This is a genomic window from Pseudomonas paraeruginosa (genome assembly GCF_003025345.2).
GTDB classification, from domain to species: domain Bacteria; phylum Pseudomonadota; class Gammaproteobacteria; order Pseudomonadales; family Pseudomonadaceae; genus Pseudomonas; species Pseudomonas paraeruginosa.
The window spans coordinates 1896996-1921847 of sequence record NZ_CP020560.1 but is presented as its reverse complement, the minus strand read 5'-3'; the positions used below and the strand labels follow the sequence as shown (position 1 = coordinate 1921847).

Here is a 24852-nt window from a genome sequence, read left to right as displayed (position 1 = left end):
TGTCTTGCACAATAGGACGTCGCCCCCTAGCCATTAGCTTAATGATAAATCTACACTTCATAAAGTGAACCCATCATCTATAATCAAATTCTGTCCGTTCATATATTTTGACTGGTCAGAAAGCAAAAAAACTATACTTCCAAGCACATCTTCTACATTCAACATCCCCTTACCCAAGCACTCATCACGATAACTTAATAAGAAGGAGCTAGGCTGGCTGTCTAATATCCCGCCAGGGCTAACGCAATTAGACCGAAAGTTACTATCACCGACAAAAGATACCGCATATCTGCTAAGATGAATAAGCGCCGATTTTATAGCTGCGTATTCTACCGGCATGGTCATTGAAGTATCTTTATATATCTCGAATTTCGGAGCCGCTACTCCATAAACTGAGGATATATTTACAAGAGAGAATGGCGTCTTGTGTTTCTCAAAAAATTTAGCGCATTGTTGTATAAATAAGAATGAAGCCCCCAGATGGAGGGAAAGATTTTCATTAAAATCCTTTAGCTCAACGTCAAAAAACTTTCGCCCATATTGTTTGTTCCTGGGATAAGCACAATTTACTGCTCCATCCAAACAAGGTAGAGCGTTAAAAAAAAACATAACCTCTTCAGAATCATTTAAATCCAACTTTTCCAGAGATAAACTGGAATGTTCTGAAATACCGATGGCCTTCAGACGCTCACGAAGTAATTCAACATCTAAATCAGCAGCAATAACTATGGAGTTCTCCGATAGTAATCGTTCTACCAAACGAGTACCGAGCAGCCCTCCGGCGCCAGAAATCAACACTCTCTTACCGTTCAACATATATTAGACTCTTTTTCCATAATCAACATCTCGGCCATTTTAAAATCATAAATGTCATCAATATCTATGGCACGCTCTCGAGGAACAACAATTGACCTAACAACTCCCGCGAAAAGCCTCTCATTTCCTAATATGTATTCCGGCCGAGTAACGTATGCTACTGTAGTCATGTCATATACCATTGGAGCATCCTGCCGACGATAAATGGTATCCCCAGAACAAACAGTCGTACTTATGCCTCGCTCATCGCGCACAAGCATATTGAAATAAGGACTTCGAGCCGCTGGTGTAGCAGTGACGACTATGTCAACATTTTCGTCTATGCCGTAAATACAGTTTTGGACATCTTCAGTACTACGTAATGGGCTGGTCGCGGGCAGGCTAACAAATAAATCAAATTGATCTCCCCTGTCTCGCAAGGTTTTTATAGCGTGTTGCCATGCAAGCCATTCCGGAGAGTTATCAGTTGCTAACTCTTCAGGACGCCAGATGACTTCCGCCCCATATTGCTGAGCTACGTCGGCAATAGCCTTACAATCAGTTGAGACAAATATTTTACTTATTTCTCGAACAGACCTAGCGACATCGATAGAGTGTGCGAGCAGAGGTTTTGTTCCCAGAATCTTTATATTTTTTCCTGGAAGTCCTTTGGAATTCCCACGCGCAAAGATGAAAGAATAAGCTGTCGTCATGAGAAATCCCTAAGAGAAATGACCTTTCCGCTTGCTGAAGACCGCTTCAGCGCCTCAACCAACTTTAATGTCTCAAGTCCTTGTTCTATCGTTACCAGTGCCGAAGTTTTTCCTTTCGCAACGTCGACAAAATGAAGCAGTTCATCTATATACATTCTATTCCGATCATATTCCTGGTCACTGTAAAGTACTTGTTTTTTACCCAATGAACTGTACAAAACAACACTGTTATCTAAAATATTCCATTCCAGAGAAGCATGCTCACCAACCACTTTGCATTTACGTGTCGCAGTTCGCTGCAGAAAATCCATATGTAGATTGATGACATAGCCCTTTTGGGATACGAGCAAGGCATCAACAGTATCTTCCGCGTCCAACTCTAATGCACCAGATATTCGTGCTATGCAATAGACATTGGCAACGGGTCCAAAGAGCCATTGAAGGTAGTCTAGTTCGTGACTTAACTCAAGTAGAGCACCACCGCCTAAGGTGCGTTGTGCAGAAACATTTTTTCGATAGTCACTATCTGGTCTCCAGTCGGGAAGATATTGACCAACTTCACAACTTACAGAATGAATTCGCCCTAGCTTCCCACTATCAATATACTGCCTGAATACTCTTATTGAAGGCATAAAGCGAAGATTATATGCAACAAGAATACGTTTTCCGTTCAGCGAAGCTCCACCCTGAGAGGCAAAGCGTACCAATGAATCACTTAATGGTTTTTCAACTAAAATCGAGACACCACTCGAAGCCAAAAGACTCGCCTGCTCTACATGTAAAGGAGCTGGAGAAGCAATAATGGCAAAAGTGGGGATTACCTGCAAAGCGTCATGCAAAGAACCAAGAGCTGATACACCTGAAGGCAATTCATTTGAGTTCAACTCTCTACCTGAGGCAGAGACACATACTATCTTGGCCTGCGGATAAGTAGACTGTATATTTCTCATATGTCGGCGTGCTATGCTTCCGCTGCCAACTATCAGAAAACACTCGTTGCTTGTCATAAAGATGCGAACTCTTGTTGTGCCCGCACAAAGTCTTCCATGCGCCCGATATCTAACCAATACTCATGGACCGGAAACATGTTTACTGCCTGCTGTCGCTCAATTTCCTGTTCTAATAAAGTAGGCATATCAATCCGGGTGCCAGCCTTAACACTTTTTACGAGACCTGGTGAAAGTAGATAAATTCCAGCATTGATAAAAAATTTTTGCACAGGTTTCTCAACCATTGAGCTTATGCGGTGCCCATCACTTTGCACTACGCCATAAGGCACATGATACTCGTACTCACGCACACACATAGTTGCCACACCACCGTGCGCAGTATGGAACTCGAGAAGATTCAAGAAATTCAAGGTTGTTAACAAGTCACCATTCATGAGAAATAACGGAGAGTCTATCTCATGATGGGGTAGTAAACCCAATGCCCCACCTGTCCCAAGTGGAGTTTCTTCATGTACATAGCGGATACTGACACCCCACCGACTTCCATCGCCGAAATGCTCACGAATCATTTCTGGCATATAATGGGTAGAAATGAAGAAACGATGGAAGCCAGCTCCAATGAAACGCTCTAATATTATTTCGAGAATTGGTTTTTCACCCACCTTCAAAAGAGGCTTCGGGCAATTATGAGTTAGTGGACGGAGACGTGTACCAAAGCCTCCCGCCATTAGAAAAACCGGGTTATCCAAACGAGGCTTGTTCAGCAAGTCATGCAAAGTTTGTAAACCAATTACCTTACGCTTCTCGTCGATAATCGGTAACTGGAGAAGAGAGTACTTCTCCATCACGGACAGGATACGCTCTCGCCCCCAATCCCGCTCGGCCGTTCTAGGGGTTTTGCACATTACATTCCCTACTGGCGTATTCAGCGGTAGTTGCTTAAGCAGAGCTCTTCTTACATCTCCATCCGTAAGGGTTCCAAGCAACTGTCGCTGGTCGTTCACGATCATGACAATTCGCATCGCAACTCGATCCAAAGTAGTGATCGCGTCCTCTATCGTGCTATCCAGAGTAATGAGCGCTTTTTCCCACTGCTTCATTGCATTCCTTCTCTAAAAATCAATCGCCTGCCAACGGCCTCGGCCGCACTGAAGGTCCGGTCAAGATGCTCCTTTCCGGCACATCTCTGACAACTACCGTACCGGCCCCAACAATTGAACGCTCACCGATAGTAATTCCCTGAATCACCGTAGCTCCACTCCCGATGAAAGCCCCAGTAGCGACAACTACCCCTCCACATAGCACTGATCCAGGTGCGACATGGACGTGATCACCAATCTGACAGTCATGATCCAAGCTCGCGTTAGTGTTAATCAGAGAATTACAGCCAATTTTGACATCTGGTTGAACTATGGCTCCCGCCATCAGTTGTGAACCATCGGACAGCGTCACTGATTCATCAAGCCAAACGGAAGGATGCACCAGAGGTGGAAATATGAACCCCTTCTCGCGGGCTTGCTCATAAATACGCTGGCGTACGTTTTTGCCAACCACCTGTCCGATCCCATTAGCTAGTCTTACGGAGTCAGGATCGAGCGTTTCGAGCACCTCGTTACCTCCAAGTACTGGCACACCTCGCCAATGGCTTGTCCCCGCTCCAGCGAGGCCTGGATCGCAAACGCCCAGTAAGGATAGTCCACACGCATTAATCAACGAATACAATACCTTCGCATGCCCTCCTGCCCCCATCAGGACAAGCGGCATACTTACGGGCATTGAAGGCCTCATTTTTCCAGTGTTTCCCCTGCCAGAAAGGCACGCTTGCTGGTGCTGCCAACCAGTTCCCAAAGAGAGGTCGGTGGCAAACCATGCCCGCTACGCGCGGTTGTCAGGTCATCCCGAGTAATAATCATACCCGCTTCGATGTCACGCGCCGCAACCACCTGCTGCCGTGCAGCTTGACGTGTATCCCACTCGCTAGGTTGCGGTGCTTTGTAGGGACTTCCCAACGCAACCTCAAGCATGCGAATCTGAGCAACCATTTGGGCCAACTCGCCGGGTTCCAGCGAAGCTTTATGGTCAGGCCCCGGCATTGAACGATCTAGAGTAAAGTGCTTTTCGATGATGCACGCCCCCCTGGCAACCGCTGCAATCGGCACCAGCCCCCCCTCAGTGTGGTCTGAATATCCGACGGCAAGACCAAAGCTTCTCAGCGTGTCCATTGCCAAAAGGTTCACCTCGTCAGGAGGGGTTGGATATTGGGAGGTGCAATGCAGTAAAGACACATGTCCTTGTAATTGCATTCGAACAGAAGGACTACTCCAAAGTCTCCACACCTCGTCCATATCTTTAGGCTCATTATCGCATGACAAAGCATGGGCCACGATGGCTAGGCCCTGCTCAACTTCACTCAATGTGGCCATACCAGTAGATAGAATCAGAGGTTTACCTGTTTTCGCGAATGCCCATAGGAGTGGTCCATTAGTAAGTTCTCCCGACGGCACCTTAAAAAAAGGCAACTGCATTTCGGCTAAAAAGGCTAGACTGTCCGAGTCAAACGCGGTAGAAATAAATTCAATACCGTTATGGTGGGCATGCGCCTGCAACTCGAAATGCCACTCTTTTGGTAGCTCAAGCTTCTTCAACATTGCTAACTGACTTTCAGTTACATCAGTAGTATGCTTTTGGTAATTTGCCTTTGGTGCAGAGCGAGATGCCAGCCGTTTGGCATTAAAAGTCTGGAATTTTACTGCATCGACCCCTGCTTGCGCCGCTACATCAATTAGTTTGAAAGCAAGATCCCGATCACCATTGTGATTGACCCCAGCTTCCGCAATAACGAAAACCGCTCTTTCATCTGGCGCTTTCATAATTTAGCTCAAGTTATAGAAGGGCTTATTATAGTTCACCTCAGAGCAGGCGAGGATATGGACAATTCGCTGAGAAGTATTACCTGCTCCATAAGGATTGATAACTTTTTTACAGCTCTCTGCAAACTCAGGCGTCAAAGCACGCCGCAGAGCATCCTCTATCGATAACGCATCAGCTGCACAGTGAATCACCGATTCAGCTGCCAATCGGCCTTTCTGACGTGCTCCGATATCAACAGTCGGTATACCAAACGTCGGCACCTCAATAATACCGCTAGAAGAGTTGCCAACCACCGCACTAGCCATGGCTACAGCACTCAGGTATCGCTTGAAACCTAACGATGGAATGGCTTTGACGCGTCCCGCCGATTGGCGCGCATAGGTTTCCACTAATGGAATAATCGTCCTCCCGCCATTATCAGCATTTGGATAAGTGATAATAACATTATAACTTGGAAAACAATCCAAGGCTTGCATTAAAGCTCGAAAGGTGCCTTGCGGCTCTTCCTCAGCAAGCGTTACCGGATGATAAGTGACCAGTAGATACGGAGAGGACAAATCAAAATCGAGACTTTCGGATAAGGCTTCGCGGCTTATTTTTGATGTTCGGAGAAGATGATCCAGCCCTATTGCTCCGACATTGAAAACTCTCTCAGGCGATTCTCCTAACTGGATCACTCGCTTGCGATATTGCTCAGTAGACGTAAAATGTAGATAAGAAAACTTCGTGATGGCATGACGGATAGCATCATCATAAGCACCCTCTGTGATTTCCCCACCATGCAAATGAGCGATGGGAATCTTCATTACTAGGGCCACCTGGGCAATGGCAAGCGCTTCGAAACGATCGCCTAAAATAATGAGAATATCCGGACGGAGGCGATCAAGCGCATCAGCAAAACCTAGGATTCCCACACCCATAGACTTAGCCACGCCAACGTCAGTATCAGAAGAAAGTAACATTTCTACTTTAGCATCAATAGAAAAACCATCACTTTCAACTGCTCTCCAAGTCTCACCAAACTCGGGAGAGAGATGCATTCCACTAACGACAGTCTGTAACTGCAACTCATTGTGGGATGCGATGTCCTTCATCAACCAATACAGCAGACCATACTCAGCCCGGCTTCCTGTAAAAACCGCCACTTTACGAATCAAGGAAACGGCTCCGGCAATACGCTACTCGGAAGGTTTACCACCCGCTCTTCTAGCCATAAAGCATTCGTCAACTCACCCCGTCGGTACTTCTCATATACGGGAAGATGCGTCATGAGTTTCCAAATAGGTCGAGTCATAACTCCAACCTTATTAGTTATCTCCAAGAGAGAATCCCTCTGCCTCTGATTCTCGCAAAGAATCGCATTTAACCAGTAATTGGAGCGACATCCCAAAGGTTCTATGAAAAATTCAACGGAGTGCCTAGCGAAGAATTCTTTATAACGGGATGCCAGCAAACGTTTGGATGCTACAAACGTCTCTAAATTTTCTAACTGCGCACATCCTAGAGCAGCATTCAGGTTAGGAAGGCGATAATTGTAGCCAACTTCATCATGTACATATTCAAATGCATGAGGTTTTTTGGCAGTTGTAGTGATATGTTTGGCTCTAGCTCCTAACTCTTCCCCCGCCAGGACCATGCCCCCACCACCAGTGGTGATGATTTTATTGCCATTAAAGCTTAATGTGCCGAGTGAACCGAAAGTACCAGTATGACGACCTTTGTAGAGACTTCCGAGTGATTCGGCAGCATCTTCAATCACAATCAACCCCAACGCCCACAAACCTCAAGCAAGGCGTCCAACTCAACCGGGTGGCCGAAAGTATGCATTGGCAAACAAGCACGTAATATACGATCTCCAACCTTGGTCCTACATACTCCATCATTATCCAAACGGGCATGCTCGTCCAGCCAAGCTGCGAGCGCTAGCGGAGAAAGACCCAGGGTATGTCGGTCTACATCAATGAACACAGGCTCTGCGCCGCAATATGCAATCGCATTGCATGTAGCGACAAATGTAAGGGGCTGAGTGATAACCAAATCACCGGCTTTAACCCCCGCAAGCAATAAAGAAACATGTAAAGCTGCCGTACCGTTAACCGTAGCTACTGCTCTCGGCGACCCAGTATAGGTTGCTATATTATTTTCGAACTTTTCAACGAAAGCGCCTACGCTCGACACAAAAGTCGAATCTACAGTTTCGACAACGTACTTCTTTTCATTTCCAGAAAAAACCGGAGCATGCAAAGGAATGAAATCATGAGTGCGGTATTGCTCACGAACAAAATCAATTAACGCATCAAACATGAGAGCCTCAGACGTTGTAGAGGTCGGCCTTATACTTCGCCAAATTTTCTGGGCGAACAAACCAGTTAATTGTTTCTTGCAGACCCTCTCGAATCGAGTAGGTAGGCTCGAAACCTGTCAACTCATGAATTTTGGAGTTATCGCACCAAAGACGAAAGACTTCTGATTTCTCTGGCCTCAAGCGCTGGTCGTCAGTAACAAACTCCACATCGCTCCCCATCAACTCCCGAATGAGTTTCAATGTATCGCCAACAGAAATTTCGTAATTAGACCCAATATTTACAGTCTCACCGATGGCTTTCTCGCAACGCGCCAATTCGAGAAACCCTCTGCAAGTATCGATCACATAGTTAAAATCACGGGTTGGAAACACATCTCCTAGCTTTATCTGCTTCATACCTTTTGCGATCTGAGCAATTATAGTGGGAATAACAGCTCTAGCTGACTGCCTAGGTCCATAAGTATTAAATGGACGAGCAATAGTGACTGGAAGATCAAAGGCATTAAAAAAGCTCATTGCCATAGCATCTGCCGCAATCTTTGACGCACTGTAGGGAGATTGCGGCTGGAGCGGGTGCTTCTCATCAATTGGCACATATTGAGCAGTACCATAAACTTCGCTAGTTGAAGTGTGAACAACCCGCTGAACACCATTCTCCAAGGCAGCTTGGCAAATATTTAGAACCCCTTTAACGTTGGTCTCCAAATAACTATCCGGAGCCACATAAGAATATGGAATAGCAATAAGAGCAGCAAGATGAAAAACCACATCAACATCTTTTGTAATTTTTTTGCAATAATGAGGATCGCGTACATCTCCATTTAAAACTTCAATTTGCTTAAGACAAGCCACATCTTCAAGCCAACCCCAATAGTTAAAAGAATTATATTGAGACAAAGCTTTTACTTCATAGCCTTCACCAACCAACAACTCCGTGAGATGTGAACCAATAAACCCATCCGCCCCAGTAACCAAAACTTTTTTCATATTTCCTTCCTAAACAATCGATAACGAACGCTTCTGCACAAGCGAATGAACCGAAATTATTACTTTACTATGATAGCACAAGAAAATCTCAAATGGCCTTCCGATGCTAAGACATGCCCCCTTCGCATCTTAACCTTCAACTTCACAACATTCGTAACCGCACACACCTTTCATTGGTGCTCAACAACCATATTACCCTCGAGACATTAATCGCCATACATTTCAAGCTCCTCCCCCGAACAAAAAAACAAAAACTCAGTTAGCTTACCGACAACGATATTAGGAAAGCTTAGCATTTCGCCTATAAAACAATCGAATTACAACAAAAAGCATACCAAGCATCCCTCCCAGCATCGCCCCGCCAAATAAGATCAATAGCTTTTTTGGCTTCACGGGGAAATCAGGTACTTCCACTACACCATCCTGACGAAAAACTGCGACCTGCTCAGACTTGATACTCAGCCCCCTGTATAGCGACTCCAACTCCTGCAAAGTCCTTAAAGCTGGAATAAAAGGATCATCCGAAGTTCGCGCTTCCAGAACCAGGATTTCCTCTTTCAATGCTTTACTTCCTCGCATATACATAAGATTACCGCTCATTATTGCCGAGAGCTGCTCAGACATCTGGTCATTAATTATTGGAGGTCTTTCCAAACCCAACGAGTCGGCCACCTTTAAAGCTTCACGAAGTTGAGTAATGCGGTCCTCTCGACGCAGTTTTGCAGTTTCACGCAAAACATAAATACGTCGTTCAACATCCCTAGCTTTAACCTCAATCTCACGGTATGCATTAGCCATCATCTCCTGCAGAGACCGATCAGCTGCGTCGGCAAGATATTTTTTTACCCACTCAGCAGCTAACTCTGGATTACCTTGCCTAGCTACTATTAAATATCGATCAGGCTGCGCTCTATCCGGCAGACTAATGCTTATCTGCTTACTGAAGGAGCGAAAAAGTTTCTCGCGCGACTCTGACCGCTCTGCATCAGTTAGAGACGGCAAATAAATATTCTCAAAAAATCGGCGAAGCGATTCATCAGACTGAAGATTCCGAATAAAAACCGAATAAACGTCTTGAACCTTGAAAGGCTGCAATCCAGAATCACTAGTTCGCCCCTGGTTGAAGCCTGCAACGCTGCTTAACGAAGGAGGCAGTACAATAACTCGAGCCTCATAGACAGGCTTACTTAAATAGGCATAGAGCGCCGCTAAAAGCCCTAAAAAGAACCCACTTAGAACAACAAGCCACCGGCCTTTCCAGAGCTCACGTATCAACTCCATAAAATCCACTTCATAATTAACCGCTTCACTACTCTGCTTATCGGACATTTTTTATTCCATATCAATATTCTGGGTAACTCTTAGAAAGAAACCGAAAAAATTCTTATATGTCATCCAGATTAATGAACCAAGCCTCGCCAGGTAAAGTTAAACCTCTATTTACATTCACAAACTGTACCATGTGGTGTCCAAACGGTTTTCAAAAAAAATCGCTTGGCCTTAGACCTCCATTGTAAAGTTTAGTTCCGGCGGAGAATATGAAGCTGTTTATACACTTTTTATACACTTTCGCCCGATAAAGGCGGGTTGACCGTACCTCCACTATAAGCTATGAGCTTAGCCTGGAGAAGGTCACTCTCCCTTTGAACCTTGGCTAGCTCTTTTCTTATTGCCCAAAGGCGAACTCTCATCCGCGCAACAAGAGGCATGCCGATCAAGAGACCAAAAAACCCACCTAAAACAAAGGCCAAGGTCATATAAAGTACAATCGAGAATTCAGGACTGTAAAAACCAAGCAGTTTGAAATGTGTAGTCTGCTGATTCTCGACCGTCAGCAAAATAACAAAAAGAGCGACGAATAAAAGCCCGCACCCTAGTAATACACGCTTGATCCAAAGCATTAAGACTCCAATGTGAAATGGTTGAAGATCACTCCGGCTCGTTGACCCGATCCCGCAACTCCTTGCCCGGCTTGAAGTGCGGCACGAACTTGCCGTCGAGGCGTACCGACTCCCCGGTCTTGGGGTTTCGGCCGACGCGCGGTGCGCGGTAGTGCAAGGAAAAGCTGCCGAAGCCGCGGATCTCGATCCGGTCCCCGGTCGCCAGGGCCTGGGACATCTGCTCCAGCATGGTCTTGATTGCCAACTCGACATCCTTCGCGGACAGTTGCCCCTGATGGGTAACGATCCGTTCGATCAACTCCGACTTGGTCATGGTTTTCCCTTCTTTTTCAAGCGGCTAGATCAGCTCAGGTCTCTTTTAGCATGCTGATCAGTCTTTGAACAGGTCCAAGAAGGCGAAAACGAAAAAGGGCGGCCTAGGCCGCCCTTTTTCATGATGGATCAGAGACTTAGCCCTGATTCTCCATCTGAGCACGGATCAGGTCACCGATGGTGGTCGGACCAGCGCTTTCTACTTCCTGCTTACGCAGTTCTTTCATTGCGTCCTTCTCGTCGTCGACGTCCTTAGACTTGACGGAGAGGCTGATGACGCGGCTCTTGCGGTCGATGCTGATGATCTTGGCTTCGACTTCCTCGCCTTCCTTCAGGACGTTGCGCGCGTCTTCGACGCGGTCACGGCTGATTTCGGAAGCCTTCAGGATACCTTCGATGTCGTCGCCCAGGCTGATGACAGCGCCCTTGGCGTCGACTTCTTTCACGGTACCGCGGACGATGCTGCCTTTCTCGTGCAGGGACGCGTAGTTGGAGAACGGATCGTCTTCCAGCTGCTTGATGCCCAGGGAGATGCGCTCGCGCTCCGGATCGACCGACAGGATGACGGTTTCCAGTTCGTCGCCCTTCTTGAAGCGACGTACGGCTTCTTCGCCGACTTCGTTCCAGGAGATGTCGGACAGGTGGACCAGGCCGTCGATGCCGCCGTCCAGACCGATGAAGATACCGAAGTCGGTGATCGACTTGATGGTACCGGAGATACGGTCACCCTTGTTGAACTGGCTGGAGAAGTCTTCCCACGGGTTGGATTTGCACTGCTTGATACCCAGGGAGATACGACGACGCTCTTCGTCGATGTCCAGAACCTGAACTTCCACTTCGTCGCCAACCTGAACGACTTTCGACGGATGGATGTTCTTGTTGGTCCAGTCCATTTCGGAGACGTGCACCAGGCCTTCCACGCCCTCTTCCAGCTCGGCGAAGCAGCCGTAGTCGGTGAGGTTGGTGACGCGGGCCATGACGCGGGTGCCTTCCGGATAACGCGCCTTGATGGCAACCCACGGGTCTTCGCCCAGTTGCTTCAGGCCCAGGGATACACGGTTGCGCTCGCGGTCGAACTTCAGGACCTTGACGTCGATCTCGTCGCCAACGTTGACGATCTCGGACGGATGCTTGATGCGCTTCCAGGCCATGTCGGTGATGTGCAGCAGGCCGTCTACGCCGCCCAGATCCACGAATGCGCCGTAGTCGGTGAGGTTCTTGACGATACCCTTGACCTGCTGGCCTTCCTGCAGCGATTCCAGCAGAGCTTCACGCTCGGCGCTGTTCTCGGCTTCCAGGACGCTGCGGCGGGAAACGACAACGTTGTTGCGCTTCTGGTCGAGCTTGATGACCTTGAACTCGAGCTCTTTGCCTTCCAGGTGGGTGGTATCGCGAACCGGACGAACGTCGACCAGCGAACCCGGCAGGAACGCGCGGATGCCGTTGACGTCGACGGTGAAACCGCCCTTGACCTTGCCGTTGATGACGCCCTTGACCACTTCGTCGGCAGCGAAAGCCGCTTCCAGAACAATCCAGCTCTCGGCGCGCTTGGCTTTCTCGCGGGACAGCTTGGTTTCGCCAAAGCCGTCTTCTACCGCGTCCAGTGCGACGTGGACTTCGTCACCCACCTTGATGGTCAGCTCGCCCTGTTCGTTGTAGAACTGCTCGACCGGGATGACGCCCTCGGATTTCAGACCGGCATGGACGGTGACCCAGTCACCATCGATGTCGACCACGATGCCGGTGATGATCGCGCCCGGCTGCATGTCGAGGGATTTCAGACTTTCTTCAAAGAGTTCTGCGAAGCTTTCGCTCATGTTCATACCTGTAGTCAAAGGCCCGGAAGGGCCCGATTCCGCATCACCAGCCAATGCGGTCAAGTCATTAAATGAAGCCCGCAGGACAATTTGCTGGTTTCCTGCTAGCTTCTGATTGCACTCCCGGATGGGAATGCCCAGTTGGGTTATTCTGCGATGGCGCCGGGCATGTCGGAAGGTGATTCTCTCCGCGCATGCAAAACGCCACAACATAAGGTCTGGAATATTAGCAACCAGGCCCTGCACCGTCAATTCCCGCCCGGACAGGGCCAGCGCGGCCTTTCCTCAGACGTCCCAACCTTGCTGCTCGCAATGATGGATGATCGTCTCGACCACCGCTTCGATGCTCATCTCGGTGGAGTCGAGCAGGATCGCGTCGTCGGCCGGTTTCAGCGGCGCGACCGCGCGCTGGCTGTCGCGCTCGTCGCGCTCGCGGATTTCCTCCAGCAAGGCAGACTGGTCGACATCCGCGCCCTTCGCCTTCAGTTGCAAGTAGCGCCTCCGGGCGCGTTCCTCGGCCGAGGCGGTGAGGAAGATCTTCAGCGGCGCGTCGGGAAACACCACGGTGCCCATGTCGCGTCCGTCGGCCACCAGTCCCGGCGCCTCGCGAAACGCCCGCTGGCGCTGCAGCAGCGCATCGCGCACGGCCGGCAGCGCCGCGACCTGGGAAGCGCCGGCGCCGACCTGCTCTGTGCGGATCACGTCGGTCACTTCCTCGCCTTCGAGGATGATGCGCTGTCCATGGCTATCGTCGGCGGCGACGAACTGCACGTCGAGGTGCGCGGCAAGGAGCTTGAGCGCTTCCTCGTTGGTCAGGTCAACGCCATGGTTGACCGCGGCGAAGGCCAGCAGCCGGTACAGCGCCCCGGAGTCCAGCAGGTTCCAGCCCAGGCGCCGGGCAAGCAGCCCGGCGACCGTGCCCTTGCCGGCGCCACTGGGGCCATCGATGGCGAGCATCGGTACAGCGGCGTTCATCAGTTGTTCTCCACGGCCACCCGGATACCGGTCTGGGCACACAGGGCAAGGAAGTTGGGGAACGAGGTGGCGACGTTGGCGCAATCGTGGATGCGGATCGGCGCGCTCGCACGCAGCGAGGCGACGCTGAAGGACATGGCGATACGATGGTCGCCGTGCGCCCAGACTTCGCCGCCACCGATCGGGCCGCCCTCGATGACGATACCATCCGGGGTCGGTTCGGCCTTCACGCCCAGGGTCTTCAGACCGTCGGCCATCACCTGGATGCGATCAGACTCCTTGACCCGCAGCTCCTCCGCGCCACGCAGCACGGTACGCCCTTCGGCGCAGGCGGCGGCAACGAACAGCACCGGGAACTCATCGATGGCCAGCGGCACCAGGTCCTCGGGAATATCGATACCCTTCAGCCGCGCGGAGCGTACACGGATGTCGGCGACCGGTTCGCCACCCACCTCGCGCTGGTTTTCCAGGCTCAGGTCGCCGCCCATCAGGCGCAGGATCTCGATCACGCCGACGCGGGTCGGGTTGATGCCAACGTGCTGCAGCACCAGTTCCGAACCCTCGGCGATGCTGGCGGCGACCAGGAAGAAGGCTGCCGAGGAGATGTCGGCCGGCACTTCGATATGGGTGGCGCTCAGCTTGTGCCCGGACTCGACTCTGGCGGTGCTGCCCTCGACCTCCACCGGATAGCCGAAGCCACGCAGCATGCGCTCGGTATGGTCACGGGTCGGCGCCGGTTCGGTCACCGAGGTTGCGCCGGCGGCGTAGAGGCCGGCGAGCAGCAGGCAGGATTTGACCTGGGCGCTGGCCATCGGCATGTCGTAGTGCATGCCGGTCAGGCGCTGGCCGCCACGAATGGTCATCGGCGGACGGCCCTCCGGGGCCGTCTCGATCACCGCCCCCATTTCCCGCAGCGGCTTGGCCACGCGGTTCATCGGTCGCTTGGAGAGCGATGCATCGCCAGTCAGGGTGCTGTCGAACGGCTGCGCCGCCAGCAACCCGCTGAGCAGGCGCATGGAGGTGCCGGAGTTGCCCAGGTAGATCGGCCCCGGCGGCGCCTGCAGGCCGTGCAGGCCGACGCCATGGACGGTGACGCGGCCGTTCTGCGGCCCCTCGATCACCACGCCCATGTCGCGGAAGGCCTGGATGGTAGCCAGGGCGTCCTCGCCCTCGAGGAAGCCTTCCACCTCGGTGGTGCCTTCGGCCAGGGAGCCGAGCATGATCGAACGATGGGAGATCGACTTGTCGCCCGGTACCCGGATGGTTCCGGACAGGCTGCCGCCCGGCTGGGCCAGATAAATCAGGTCGTTGTTGTGCATGGCGTCCACATAGGCCCGACGGGCCAGGATTTTGCTGAAATGCTCACGGGCCACCCGGGCGCGCGTGAAAACGCCCAACAACTGGTGCCCGTCCCCAGTGTCGACGGCCTCGCGCAGCGCGTCGAGGTCGTCACGAAAAACATCCAGTGTACGCAGCACGGCCTCGCGATTGGCGAGAAAGATGTCGTGCCACATCACCGGGTCGCTGCCGGCGATCCTCGTGAAATCGCGGAAACCGCCGGCGGCATAGCGGAATATCTCCAGATTCTCGCTGCGCTTGGCCAGCGAATCGACCAGCGTGAAGGCCAGCAGGTGAGGCAGGTGGCTGGTGGCCGCCAGAACCTCGTCGTGATGCTCGACCTCCATGTGCTCGACGTCCGCGCCCAGCGCGCGCCACAGGCTGTCGACCAGGGCCAGCGCGGCCGGGTCGGTTTCCGCGGAGGGCGTGAGGATCACCTTGTGCCGGCGGAACAGCGTCGCCTTCGCCGCGGTCACTCCGCTCTGCTCGGAACCGGCGATCGGATGCCCCGGTACCAGGTACGGCGGCATCCCGCCGAAGGCGGCACGCGCGGCGCGCACGATATTGCCCTTGGCGCTGCCGACATCGGTCAGTATCGCCTTGCCCAGGTCGAGCCCGGCCAGCTCGCCCAGCAGTCGTTCCATCGCCAGGATCGGCACCGCCAACTGGATCACATCGGCACCGACACAGGCCCTGGCGAGATCCTCCTCGCAGCGATCGACCACACCGAGTTCCACCGCCAGGCGGCAGGACTCGGCATTGCGGTCGACACCGACCACTTCATGGAACAGCCCCTTGGCCCGCAGCCCCTTGGCGAAGGAGCCGCCGATCAGGCCCAGCCCCACCACCACCAGGCGGCCCAGCTTAGGGCTCGACTGTTGCAGCGGCGTGACCTCAGTCATGCGCCAGCACCTTGCCCAGCGCCTGGAGGAAACGATCGTTCTCTTCCGGCAACCCGATGGACACGCGCAGGAAGGTCGGCATCCCGTAACCAGCCACCGGACGCACGATCACGCCCTCGCGCAGCAGCGCCTGGTAGACCGGGCCGGCATCGCGAGCCAGATCCACGGCGATGAAGTTGCCCTTCGAGGGAATCCAGGACAGGCCCAGCGCATGGAAACCATCCTCCAGCTGTGCCATGCCGGCGTCATTGAGATGGCGACTCCGCGCCAGGTAGTCATGGTCGTCCAGCGCCGCGCAGGCAGCCGCCAGGGCCAGGCTGTTGACGTTGAACGGCTGGCGTACACGGTTGAGCACCTCGGCCACCGCCTCGCTGGAAAGCGCGTAGCCGACTCGCAGCGAAGCCAGGCCAAAGGCCTTGGAGAAGGTCCTCGAGACCAGCAGGTTGGGATGGCCTGCCAGGTAATCCAGACCATCGGGCAGTTCGTCGGCCCCGGCGTATTCGATATAGGCCTCGTCCAGCACCACCAGCACGTCCGCCGGCACCCGGGCAAGGAAACGCTCCAGGGCGTCCGCGCCGAACCAGGTCCCGGTCGGGTTGTTCGGGTTGGCCACGAACACCACGCGGGTCTGCCCATCGATGGCGGCGAGCATCGCCTCCAGGTCATGCCCCCAGGCGCGCGCCTTGACCGCCCGCCCCTCAGCACCCACGGCCTGGGTGGCGATCGGGTAGACGGCGAAGGCGTGCTCGCTGAACACTGCATTCAGACCAGGAGCCAGGTAGGCGCGGGCGACCAGATCGAGAATGTCGTTGGAACCGTTGCCCAGGGTCACCTGCCCGGGCTGCACACCGCAGCGCTCGGCCAGCTTGCGCTTGAGCTCGAAGCCGTTGCCATCCGGATAGCGCGTCAGCTCCGCCAGTTCGGCGCGGATCGCCTCCAGCGCTTTCGGACTGGCGCCGAGCGGGTTCTCGTTGCTCGCCAGTTTCACGATCGCCGCCGGGTCGATGCCGAGCTCGCGGGCCAGTTCGTCGACCGGCTTGCCAGGGACGTAGGGCGACAGTTTTTGCACCCCCGGCTGGGCCAGGGCAAGGAAATCGGACATGGGTATTCAGCCTCGACGCGGGACGGACCGTCCATCGACGGCCCGTCGCTTCGGAATGGCGGCGCTCAGAGCACCGCTTTCGGGTAGGAGCCCAGGACTTTCAGGGCGACGGCTTCCTGGCCGATCTTCTCCAGAACGTCCTTGATCAGCGGTTCTTTATGGTGACCGACGAAATCGATGAAGAACACGTAGGTCCATTTGCCGCTGCGCGACGGACGGGTCTCGATGCGCGTCAGGTCGATGCCATTGTTGTGGAACGGCACCAGCAGTTCGTGCAACGCGCCCGGCTTGTTGCGCATGGAGACGATGATCGAGGTCTTGTCGTCGCCGGTCGGCGGCACTTCCTGGTTGCCGATGATCAGGAAACGCGTGGAGTTGTCCGGGCGATCCTCGATCTTCTCGTGCAGCTTGCTCAGGTCGTACAGGCTGGCCGCCATGTCGCCGGCGATGGCCGCCGAATTCCACTCGCTTTTCACCCGCTTGGCCGCGTCGGCATTGCTCGGCACAGCCACCCGCTCGACGTTCGGATAGTGCGAGTCCAGCCATTTGCGGCATTGCGCGAGGGACTGGGCATGGGAATAGATGCGGGTGATGTTGTCGGTCTTGGTGGTTTCGCCGACCAGCAGGTGATGGTGGATGCGCAGCTCGACCTCGCCGCAGATCACCATGTCGTGCTCGAGGAAGCTGTCGAGGGTGTGGTTGACCGCGCCCTCGGTGGAGTTCTCCACCGGAACCACGCCGAAGTTCACCGCGCCGGCGGCGACCTCGCGGAACACCTCGTCGATCGCCGCCATCGGCGTGCTGATCACCGCATTGCCGAAATGCTTCAGCGCCGCGGCCTGGGTGAAGGTGCCTTCCGGACCGAGGAACGCCACCTTCAGGGGCTGCTCCAGGGCCAGGCAGGACGACATGATCTCGCGGAACAGCCGCGCGACCTCCTCGTTGTCCAGCGGCCCCTTGTTCAACTGCATGATGTGCTTGAGCACCCAGGCCTCGCGCTCGGGCCGGTAGAACACCGGCGCCTCGCCTTCACCCAGGGTCTGGGTCTTCACCCGCGCCACGTCCTGGGCGCAGCGGGCGCGCTCGCTGATCAGCTCGAGGAGCTTCTCGTCGAGGCTGTCGATGCGCAGGCGCAAGGCCTTGAGCTGGTCCTGGTCCGCCATCAGCCGCGCTCCTTCTCGAACTCGGCCATGTACGCCACCAGCGCCTCGACGGCGTCCAGGCCAAGGGCGTTGTAGATGGAAGCGCGCATGCCGCCGACCGAGCGGTGCCCCTTGAGGTTGAGCAGGCCGCGCGCCTCTGCGCCCTCCAGGAATGGCTTGTCGAGGCGCTCGTCGGCCAGGCGGAACGGCACGTTCATCCACGACCGGGCGCTCGGCTGGATCGGGTTGGTGTAGAAGTCGCTGGCGTCGATGGTCTTGTACAGCAGGTCCTTCTTCGCCCGGTTGCGCCGCTCCATGGCGGTAACGCCGCCCTGCTCCTTCAGCCATTCGAAGACCAGGCCGGACAGGTACCAGGAATAGGTCGCCGGGGTGTTGTACATGGAACCGTTGTCCGCGGCGATCTTGTAGTTGAGCATGGTCGGGCAGGCGCTGCGGGCGCGGCCGAGCAGGTCCTCGCGGACGATCACCACCACCAGCCCGGACGGGCCGATGTTCTTCTGCGCGCCGGCGTAGATCAGGCCGAAGCGAGACACGTCGAGCGGACGCGAAAGGATGTCCGAGGACATGTCGGTGACCAGCGGCACGCCGCCGGTCTCGGGAATCCAGTCGAATTCGAGACCGCCGATGGTCTCGTTGGAAGCGTAGTGCACATAGGCCGCATCCTTGGTCAGATTCCACTCGTTCTGACCCGGAATGGCGAAGTAATCGTACTCCTTGGCGCTGGCGGCGACGTTCACCCGACCATAGCGACGGGCTTCCTCGATGGCCTTCTTCGACCAGATGCCGGTATCGATGTAGTCGGCGACACCATCTTCCGGCAGCAGGTTCAGCGGAATCTCGGCGAACTGCTGGCTGGCGCCGCCCTGCAGGAACAGCACCTTGTAGTCGGAGGGAATGTCGAGCAGGTCACGCAGGTCCTGCTCGGCCTTGCTGGCGATGGCCACGTAGTCGTCGCTGCGATGGCTCATCTCCATGACCGAAAGGCCCTTGCCCCGCCAGTCGAGAAGCTCGGCCTGGGCACGTTGCAGAACTGCGTCGGGAAGCGCCGCGGGACCGGCGCAGAAATTGAAGGCTCGCTTGCTCACATCCACTCTCGCTATAGGTAGGGCGGATAGCCGTGAGTTATCCGCCGACGTCATCGGCCGGGCGGGCGCCAGCGCCCGCCCCGAACCTTACTCTTCGTTGCCTTCCGCTTCCGCGGCGGGTTCGGACTCAACCGACTCGCCCAGCGCTTCGGCGCCTTCCTCGCCCTCCGGCAGCTCCTCGTCATCGCCACCCGACGGCTCCTGGACCCGCTCCAGACCGACCAGTACCTCGTCGCTGGCGAGCTTGATCAGGGTCACGCCCTGGGTGTTGCGGCTGGACAGGGAGACTTCGTCGACTCGCGTCCGCACCAGGGTGCCCTGGTCGGAAATCAGCATGATCTCCTCGCCTTCCTGGACCTGCACCGCGGCGATCAGCGCGCCGTTGCGCTCGTTGGTGACCATCGCGATCACCCCCTGGCCGCCACGGCCGCGGCGCGGGAACTTGCTCAGCGGGGTGCGTTTGCCGAAGCCGCGCTCGGAGGCGGTGAGGATCTGCGCCCCGGACTCCGGAATCAGCATGGAGATCAGCTGCTGCCCCTTGCCCAGGCGCATGCCACGCACGCCGCGGGCATTGCGGCCCATGATGCGGACCACGCTCTCGGCGAAGCGGATCACCTTGCCGGCGCTGGAGAACAGCATGACTTCCTTGGCGCCATCGGTGATCGCGGCGGCGATCAGGGTGTCGCCCTCCTCCAGCTTCAGCGCGATCAGGCCGCTGCTGCGCGGCCGGCTGAACTGCACCAGCGGGGTCTTCTTCACGGTACCGAAGGCGGTGGCCATGAAGATATAGGCGCCGGTCGGCTCGGCCACCAGTTCGGCGGTCTCGCCTTCGACTTCCTCGATCTCGGCGGCCTCGACCACCTCGCCCTCGAGCACCGCGCCTTCGGCTTCGTCGAGGTCGTCATCGGCGCCGCCGTTCTGCTGCAGCGCCTCCAGGTCGATCTGCAACATCGCGGTGATCCGCTCGCCCTCGTCCAGCGGCAGCAGGTTCACCAGCGGCCGGCCACGCGCGGTACGCGAGGCTTCCGGAATCTCGAAGGTACGCAGCCAGTAGACCTTGCCCTTGCTGGAGAACAGCAGGAGGGTCGCATGGCTGTTGGCCACCAGCAGGTGTTCGATGTAGTCCTCGTCCTTCATCCCGGTGGCGGACTTGCCCTTGCCGCCGCGGCGCTGCGCCTGGTAGGCGGCCAACGGCTGGGACTTGGCGTAGCCGCCGTGGGAGATGGTCACCACGCGGTCTTCCTCGGTGATCAGGTCGGCGATGGTCAGGTCCACCTGCGACGCGACGATCTCGGTGCGACGGGCGTCGCCGAACTCGGCCTTGACCGCTTCCAGCTCCTCGCGGATCACTTCCATCAGGCGCGCCGGGTTGGTAAGGATGCGGATCAGCTCGCCGATCAGGTTGAGGATTTCCTGGTATTCGGAGAGCAGCTTCTCGTGCTCCAGGCCGGTCAGGCGGTGCAGGCGCAGCTCAAGGATCGCCTGGGCCTGCTCGGGCGACAGGTAGTACTTGCCGTCGCGCAGGCCGTACTGCGGATCCAGGTCCTCCGGACGGCAGGCGTCGGCGCCGGCACGCTCGACCATCGCTTCCACCGCGCTGGACTCCCAGGCAGTGGCGATCAGCCGCTCCTTGGCCTCGGCCGGGGTCGGCGAGCTCTTGATCAGTTCGATCACCGGGTCGATGTTCGACAGGGCGACCGCCTGGCCTTCCAGGATGTGCCCGCGCTCGCGGGCCTTGCGCAGCTCGTAGACGGTCCGCCGGGTCACCACTTCGCGGCGGTGGCGGACGAACACTTCGAGCATGTCCTTGAGGTTCAGCGTGCGCGGCTGGCCATCGACCAGGGCCACCACGTTGATGCCGAACACGCTCTGCAACTGGGTCTGGGCGTAAAGGTTGTTGAGGACCACCTCGCCCACCTCGCCGCGACGCAGCTCGATGACCACGCGCATGCCGTCCTTGTCGGACTCGTCGCGCAGCTCGGAAATGCCTTCGATCTTCTTCTCTTTCACCAGTTCGGCGATCTTCTCGATCAGCCGCGCCTTGTTCAGTTGGTAAGGCAGTTCGGTGATGATGATCTGCTCGCGGCCGCCGCCCTTCTCCATTTCCTCGACGACGGCGCGGGCGCGGATGTAGATGCGCCCGCGGCCGGTGCGGTAGGCCTCGATGATCCCGGCGCGGCCGTTGATGATGCCGGCGGTGGGGAAGTCCGGACCGGGGATGTACTGCATCAGCTCATCGACGGTCAGGTCGGGGTTGTCCATCAGCGCCAGGCAACCGTCGATCACTTCGCCGAGGTTGTGCGGCGGGATGTTGGTCGCCATGCCCACGGCGATACCGCTGGAACCGTTGACCAGCAGGTTGGGAATCTTGGTCGGCATGACCGCCGGGATCTGCTCGGTGCCATCGTAGTTGGGCACCCAGTCGACGGTTTCCTTTTCCAGGTCGGCCAGCAGTTCGTGGGCCAGCTTGGCCATGCGCACTTCGGTGTATCGCATGGCCGCGGCGTTGTCGCCGTCCACCGAGCCGAAGTTGCCCTGGCCGTCGACCAGCATGTAGCGCAGCGAGAACGGCTGCGCCATGCGCACGATGGTGTCGTAGACCGCGGTGTCGCCGTGCGGGTGGTACTTACCGATCACGTCGCCGACCACACGGGCGGATTTCTTGTAGGGCTTGTTCCAGTCGTTGCCCAGCTCGCTCATGGCATAAAGCACACGGCGGTGCACCGGCTTCAGGCCGTCACGTGCATCCGGCAGGGCCCGCCCGACGATCACGCTCATCGCGTAGTCGAGATAGGACTGTTTCAGCTCGTCTTCGATATTGACCGGGAGAATTTCTTTGGCCAGTTCGCCCATGAGAAGCCTGGTTCCTTTTTCTGGTGGAACTTCGCCGCCTCGATCCTGAGGCAAACGAAGTAGGTCGGCGCATGCCCGAGCAGCGCCAACTCACTACAAATCAACGACTTGAGTCAAGGATTCGCGCACTCTCGAGGCCCCTCCGCGGGGCGCTCGAATAACCGTCGGAGCTTACCACAGCCCACGCCCCAGCCCAAGGCAAAGGCCCTGCTGGGAACGACCTCCAGTCGCCTGGCTCAATGCAGGCGCTTGCGGCTCATCAGGGCGGCCATGCGCTCGGCGTCGGGACGCTCGACCACCCCGCGCTCGGTCACGATGGCATCGATAAGATCGGCGGGAGTCACATCGAATACCGGATTGTAGGCATCGACCTCGGCCGCCACCCGCCGCCCGCCGATCTCCAGCAGTTCGCGACCGTCGCGCTCCTCGATCGGAATGTCCTCGCCGCTTTCCAGGTTCATGTCGATGGTCGAGCTCGGCGCCACCACCATGAAACGCACGCCGTGGTGCATCGCGTTGACCGCCAGCTGGTAGGTGCCGATCTTGTTGGCCACGTCGCCATTGGCGGTGATGCGATCGGCGCCGACGATGACCCAGGTGATGTTCTCGGTCTTCATCAGGTGCGCGGCGGCCGAGTCCACGTTCAGGCTTACCGGAATGCCTTCGTTGGCCAGCTCCCAGGCGGTCAGCCGCGAGCCCTGCAGCCAGGGCCGGGTTTCGTCGGCATGGATGCGGTTGACCAGGCCTTCCAGGTGGGCGGCGCGGATCACCCCCAGCGCGGTGCCGAAGCCGCCGGTGGCCAGGGCGCCGGTATTGCAGTGGGTGAGGATGTTCTGCGGGCTGCTCTGCTGCTTGCGGATCAGCTCCATGCCCAGCTGGGCCATGGTCAGGTTGGCCTCGCGGTCGCTGTCATGGATGGAGATCGCCTCGGCCTCCAGCACCGCCAGCGGCCGATCCCCCTCCTTCATACGCTCCAGGCGCTCGCGCATGCGGTTCAGCGCCCAGAACAGGTTGACCGCGGTGGGCCGCGAGTCGGCCAGCAGGCGGAAGTCTTCCTCCAGCGCCGCGCGCCAATCGCCGCCCCGGGCCAGGCGCGCGCGGGCGCCGAGGACGATGCCGTAGGCCGCGCTGATGCCGATGGCCGGCGCACCGCGCACGACCATGTCGCGAATGGCCTTGGCCACCTCGGCCGCCGACCCGTGGTCGAGCCAGACCTCCTCCTGGGGCAGCAGGCGCTGATCCAGCAACCGCAGCGTACCGTCCCGCCACTCGATCGCCTTGACCCGCTCGGCCGCCAGCAGTCGCTCTCGCATGCACACACCTCTCGCTGAATCAGGGAAAAGCTGCGGATTATAACGAGCCCCAGCCGCGGGCGCTCGGGTATACTTCCGGCTTCCCGCTCTGCGCCCAGGATGCGCCGCCATGTCCAACGTCCGTAACCCCTTCGACCTTCTCCTGCTGCCGACCTGGATCGTCCCCGTGGAGCCCGCCGGAGTGGTGCTGCGCGACCACGCTCTGGGCATCCGCGACGGCCGGATCGCCCTGGTCGCGCCACGCGAGCAGGCCATGCGCCAGGGCGCCACGGAAATCCGCGAGCTGCCCGGCATGCTGCTCGCCCCCGGGCTGGTCAACGCCCACGGCCACGCGGCGATGAGCCTGTTTCGCGGACTCGCCGACGACCTGCCACTGATGACCTGGCTGCAGGAGCACATCTGGCCGGCCGAAGGCCAATGGGTCAGCGAGGACTTCATCCGCGACGGCACCGAACTGGCCATCGCCGAACAGGTGAAAAGCGGCATCACCTGCTTTTCCGACATGTACTTTTATCCACAGGCCATCTGCGGCGTGGTACACGACAGCGGGGTACGCGCCCAGGTGGCGATACCGGTGCTGGACTTCCCGATTCCCGGCGCCCGCGACAGCGCCGAGGCGATCCGCCAGGGCATGGCGCTGTTCGACGACCTCAAGCATCATCCGCGCATCCGCATCGCCTTCGGCCCGCACGCGCCCTATACGGTGAGCGACGACAAGCTGGAGCAGATCCTGGTGCTCACCGAGGAACTCGACGCCAGCATCCAGATGCACGTCCACGAGACCGCCTTCGAGGTCGAACAGGCCTTGGAGCGCAACGGCGAGCGGCCGCTGGCCCGCCTGCAGCGCCTCGGCCTGCTCGGCCCGCGCTTCCAGGCGGTGCACATGACCCAGGTGGACGACGACGACCTGGCGATGCTGGTGGAAACCAACAGCTCGGTGATCCACTGTCCGGAATCCAACCTCAAGCTGGCCAGCGGCTTCTGCCCGGTGGAGAAGCTCTGGCAGGCCGGCGTCAACGTGGCCATCGGTACCGACGGCGCGGCCAGCAACAACGACCTCGACCTGCTCGGCGAGACGCGCACCGCGGCGCTGCTGGCCAAGGCGGTGTACGGCCAGGCCACCGCCCTCGACGCCCACCGCGCGCTGCGCATGGCGACCCTGAACGGCGCTCGCGCCCTGGGCCTGGAGCGCCTGGTCGGCTCCCTGGAAACCGGCAAGGCCGCCGACCTGGTCGCCTTCGACCTCTCCGGCCTGGCCCAGCAGCCGGTCTACGACCCGGTTTCGCAACTCATCTACGCCAGCGGCCGCGACTGCGTCCGCCACGTCTGGGTCGGCGGCCGGCAACTGCTCGACGATGGCCGCCTGACCCGCCACGACGAGCAGCGCCTGGTCGCCCGGGCCCGCGAATGGGGGGCGAGGATCGCCGCCAGCGACAGGTCCTGAGCGGTGGCGGGAAGCCCCGCTGCGAC

Annotated in this window: 20 protein-coding genes and 1 pseudogene; 1 reads left to right on the top strand and 20 read right to left on the bottom strand. The window is 56.9% G+C overall.

What is annotated here, in order from left to right:
- Positions 1 to 57 precede the first annotated feature (57 nt).
- The 20 genes and pseudogenes from B7D75_RS09255 to mtnA form a co-directional block, all read right to left on the bottom strand.
- Positions 58 to 816 carry an oxidoreductase gene (locus B7D75_RS09255; RefSeq protein WP_058145899.1) on the bottom strand — a complete coding sequence of 253 codons (759 nt, stop codon included), beginning with the start codon at positions 814 to 816 and terminating at the stop codon, positions 58 to 60.
- On the bottom strand, positions 810 to 1508 hold the full coding sequence (locus tag B7D75_RS09250) for an acylneuraminate cytidylyltransferase family protein (protein ID WP_003150876.1): 699 nt from the start codon (positions 1506 to 1508) through the stop codon (positions 810 to 812). The genes B7D75_RS09255 and B7D75_RS09250 overlap by 7 nt, the downstream gene beginning before the upstream one ends.
- On the bottom strand, positions 1505 to 2515 hold the full coding sequence (locus tag B7D75_RS09245) for a Gfo/Idh/MocA family protein (protein WP_071537071.1): 1011 nt from the start codon (positions 2513 to 2515) through the stop codon (positions 1505 to 1507). The genes B7D75_RS09250 and B7D75_RS09245 overlap by 4 nt, the downstream gene beginning before the upstream one ends.
- Positions 2512 to 3558, bottom strand: coding sequence for a nucleotidyltransferase family protein (locus B7D75_RS09240; protein ID WP_003150871.1), 1047 nt, complete (start codon positions 3556 to 3558; stop codon positions 2512 to 2514). The genes B7D75_RS09245 and B7D75_RS09240 overlap by 4 nt, the downstream gene beginning before the upstream one ends.
- Positions 3559 to 3577: 19 nt before the next feature.
- Positions 3578 to 4207: an acetyltransferase gene (locus tag B7D75_RS30075; protein ID WP_367019611.1), complete on the bottom strand. Its 630-nt coding sequence runs from the start codon at positions 4205 to 4207 to the stop codon at positions 3578 to 3580.
- Between the two features lie 35 nt (positions 4208 to 4242).
- Complete coding sequence (gene neuB, locus B7D75_RS09230) at positions 4243 to 5328, bottom strand: N-acetylneuraminate synthase (RefSeq protein ID WP_058174361.1); 1086 nt, start codon at positions 5326 to 5328, stop codon at positions 4243 to 4245.
- A 3-nt stretch (positions 5329 to 5331) separates the two neighbouring features.
- Positions 5332 to 6486 carry a UDP-N-acetylglucosamine 2-epimerase gene (neuC, locus tag B7D75_RS09225; RefSeq protein ID WP_058174362.1) on the bottom strand — a complete coding sequence of 385 codons (1155 nt, stop codon included), beginning with the start codon at positions 6484 to 6486 and terminating at the stop codon, positions 5332 to 5334.
- Positions 6483 to 7633: pseudogene (locus B7D75_RS09220) on the bottom strand (LegC family aminotransferase). Before B7D75_RS09220 ends, neuC begins: the two are co-directional and overlap by 4 nt.
- A 7-nt stretch (positions 7634 to 7640) precedes the next feature.
- Positions 7641 to 8621, bottom strand: coding sequence for an NAD-dependent 4,6-dehydratase LegB (locus B7D75_RS09215; RefSeq protein WP_053813650.1), 981 nt, complete (start codon positions 8619 to 8621; stop codon positions 7641 to 7643).
- 279 nt (positions 8622 to 8900) lie between these two features.
- Positions 8901 to 9950, bottom strand: coding sequence for an LPS O-antigen chain length determinant protein WzzB (locus B7D75_RS09210; RefSeq protein WP_058174364.1), 1050 nt, complete (start codon positions 9948 to 9950; stop codon positions 8901 to 8903).
- Between the two features lie 230 nt (positions 9951 to 10180).
- The gene (locus B7D75_RS09205; protein ID WP_050396326.1) at positions 10181 to 10522 is read right to left on the bottom strand and encodes a lipopolysaccharide assembly protein LapA domain-containing protein; all 342 of its coding nucleotides are present in this window, start codon (positions 10520 to 10522) and stop codon (positions 10181 to 10183) included.
- A 28-nt stretch (positions 10523 to 10550) separates the two neighbouring features.
- The gene (gene ihfB / locus B7D75_RS09200) at positions 10551 to 10835 is read right to left on the bottom strand and encodes an integration host factor subunit beta (RefSeq protein ID WP_003091441.1); all 285 of its coding nucleotides are present in this window, start codon (positions 10833 to 10835) and stop codon (positions 10551 to 10553) included.
- A gap of 136 nt (positions 10836 to 10971) precedes the next feature.
- Positions 10972 to 12651 carry a 30S ribosomal protein S1 gene (gene rpsA / locus B7D75_RS09195; protein ID WP_003091442.1) on the bottom strand — a complete coding sequence of 560 codons (1680 nt, stop codon included), beginning with the start codon at positions 12649 to 12651 and terminating at the stop codon, positions 10972 to 10974.
- A 285-nt stretch (positions 12652 to 12936) separates the two neighbouring features.
- On the bottom strand, positions 12937 to 13626 hold the full coding sequence (cmk, locus tag B7D75_RS09190; RefSeq protein WP_012075023.1) for a (d)CMP kinase: 690 nt from the start codon (positions 13624 to 13626) through the stop codon (positions 12937 to 12939).
- Complete coding sequence (locus B7D75_RS09185) at positions 13626 to 15866, bottom strand: bifunctional prephenate dehydrogenase/3-phosphoshikimate 1-carboxyvinyltransferase (protein ID WP_058130119.1); 2241 nt, start codon at positions 15864 to 15866, stop codon at positions 13626 to 13628. Before B7D75_RS09185 ends, cmk begins: the two co-directional genes overlap by 1 nt.
- Positions 15859 to 16968, bottom strand: a complete 1110-nt coding sequence (hisC, locus tag B7D75_RS09180; protein ID WP_107113935.1) for a histidinol-phosphate transaminase — start codon at positions 16966 to 16968, stop codon at positions 15859 to 15861. Before hisC ends, B7D75_RS09185 begins: the two co-directional genes overlap by 8 nt.
- Positions 16969 to 17033: 65 nt before the next feature.
- The gene (pheA, locus tag B7D75_RS09175; protein WP_003151401.1) at positions 17034 to 18131 is read right to left on the bottom strand and encodes a prephenate dehydratase; all 1098 of its coding nucleotides are present in this window, start codon (positions 18129 to 18131) and stop codon (positions 17034 to 17036) included.
- Positions 18131 to 19216: a 3-phosphoserine/phosphohydroxythreonine transaminase gene (serC, locus tag B7D75_RS09170; RefSeq protein WP_003151404.1), complete on the bottom strand. Its 1086-nt coding sequence runs from the start codon at positions 19214 to 19216 to the stop codon at positions 18131 to 18133. The genes pheA and serC overlap by 1 nt, the downstream gene beginning before the upstream one ends.
- A gap of 87 nt (positions 19217 to 19303) precedes the next feature.
- Positions 19304 to 22069 carry a DNA gyrase subunit A gene (gene gyrA, locus B7D75_RS09165; RefSeq protein ID WP_034078359.1) on the bottom strand — a complete coding sequence of 922 codons (2766 nt, stop codon included), beginning with the start codon at positions 22067 to 22069 and terminating at the stop codon, positions 19304 to 19306.
- A 236-nt stretch (positions 22070 to 22305) separates the two neighbouring features.
- Positions 22306 to 23382, bottom strand: coding sequence for an S-methyl-5-thioribose-1-phosphate isomerase (gene mtnA / locus B7D75_RS09160; protein ID WP_003151406.1), 1077 nt, complete (start codon positions 23380 to 23382; stop codon positions 22306 to 22308).
- Positions 23383 to 23491: 109 nt separating this feature from the next.
- Between mtnA and B7D75_RS09155 the strand changes: the two genes are divergently transcribed.
- Positions 23492 to 24826, top strand: a complete 1335-nt coding sequence (locus tag B7D75_RS09155; RefSeq protein WP_043104351.1) for a TRZ/ATZ family hydrolase — start codon at positions 23492 to 23494, stop codon at positions 24824 to 24826.
- Positions 24827 to 24852: the final 26 nt, after the last annotated feature.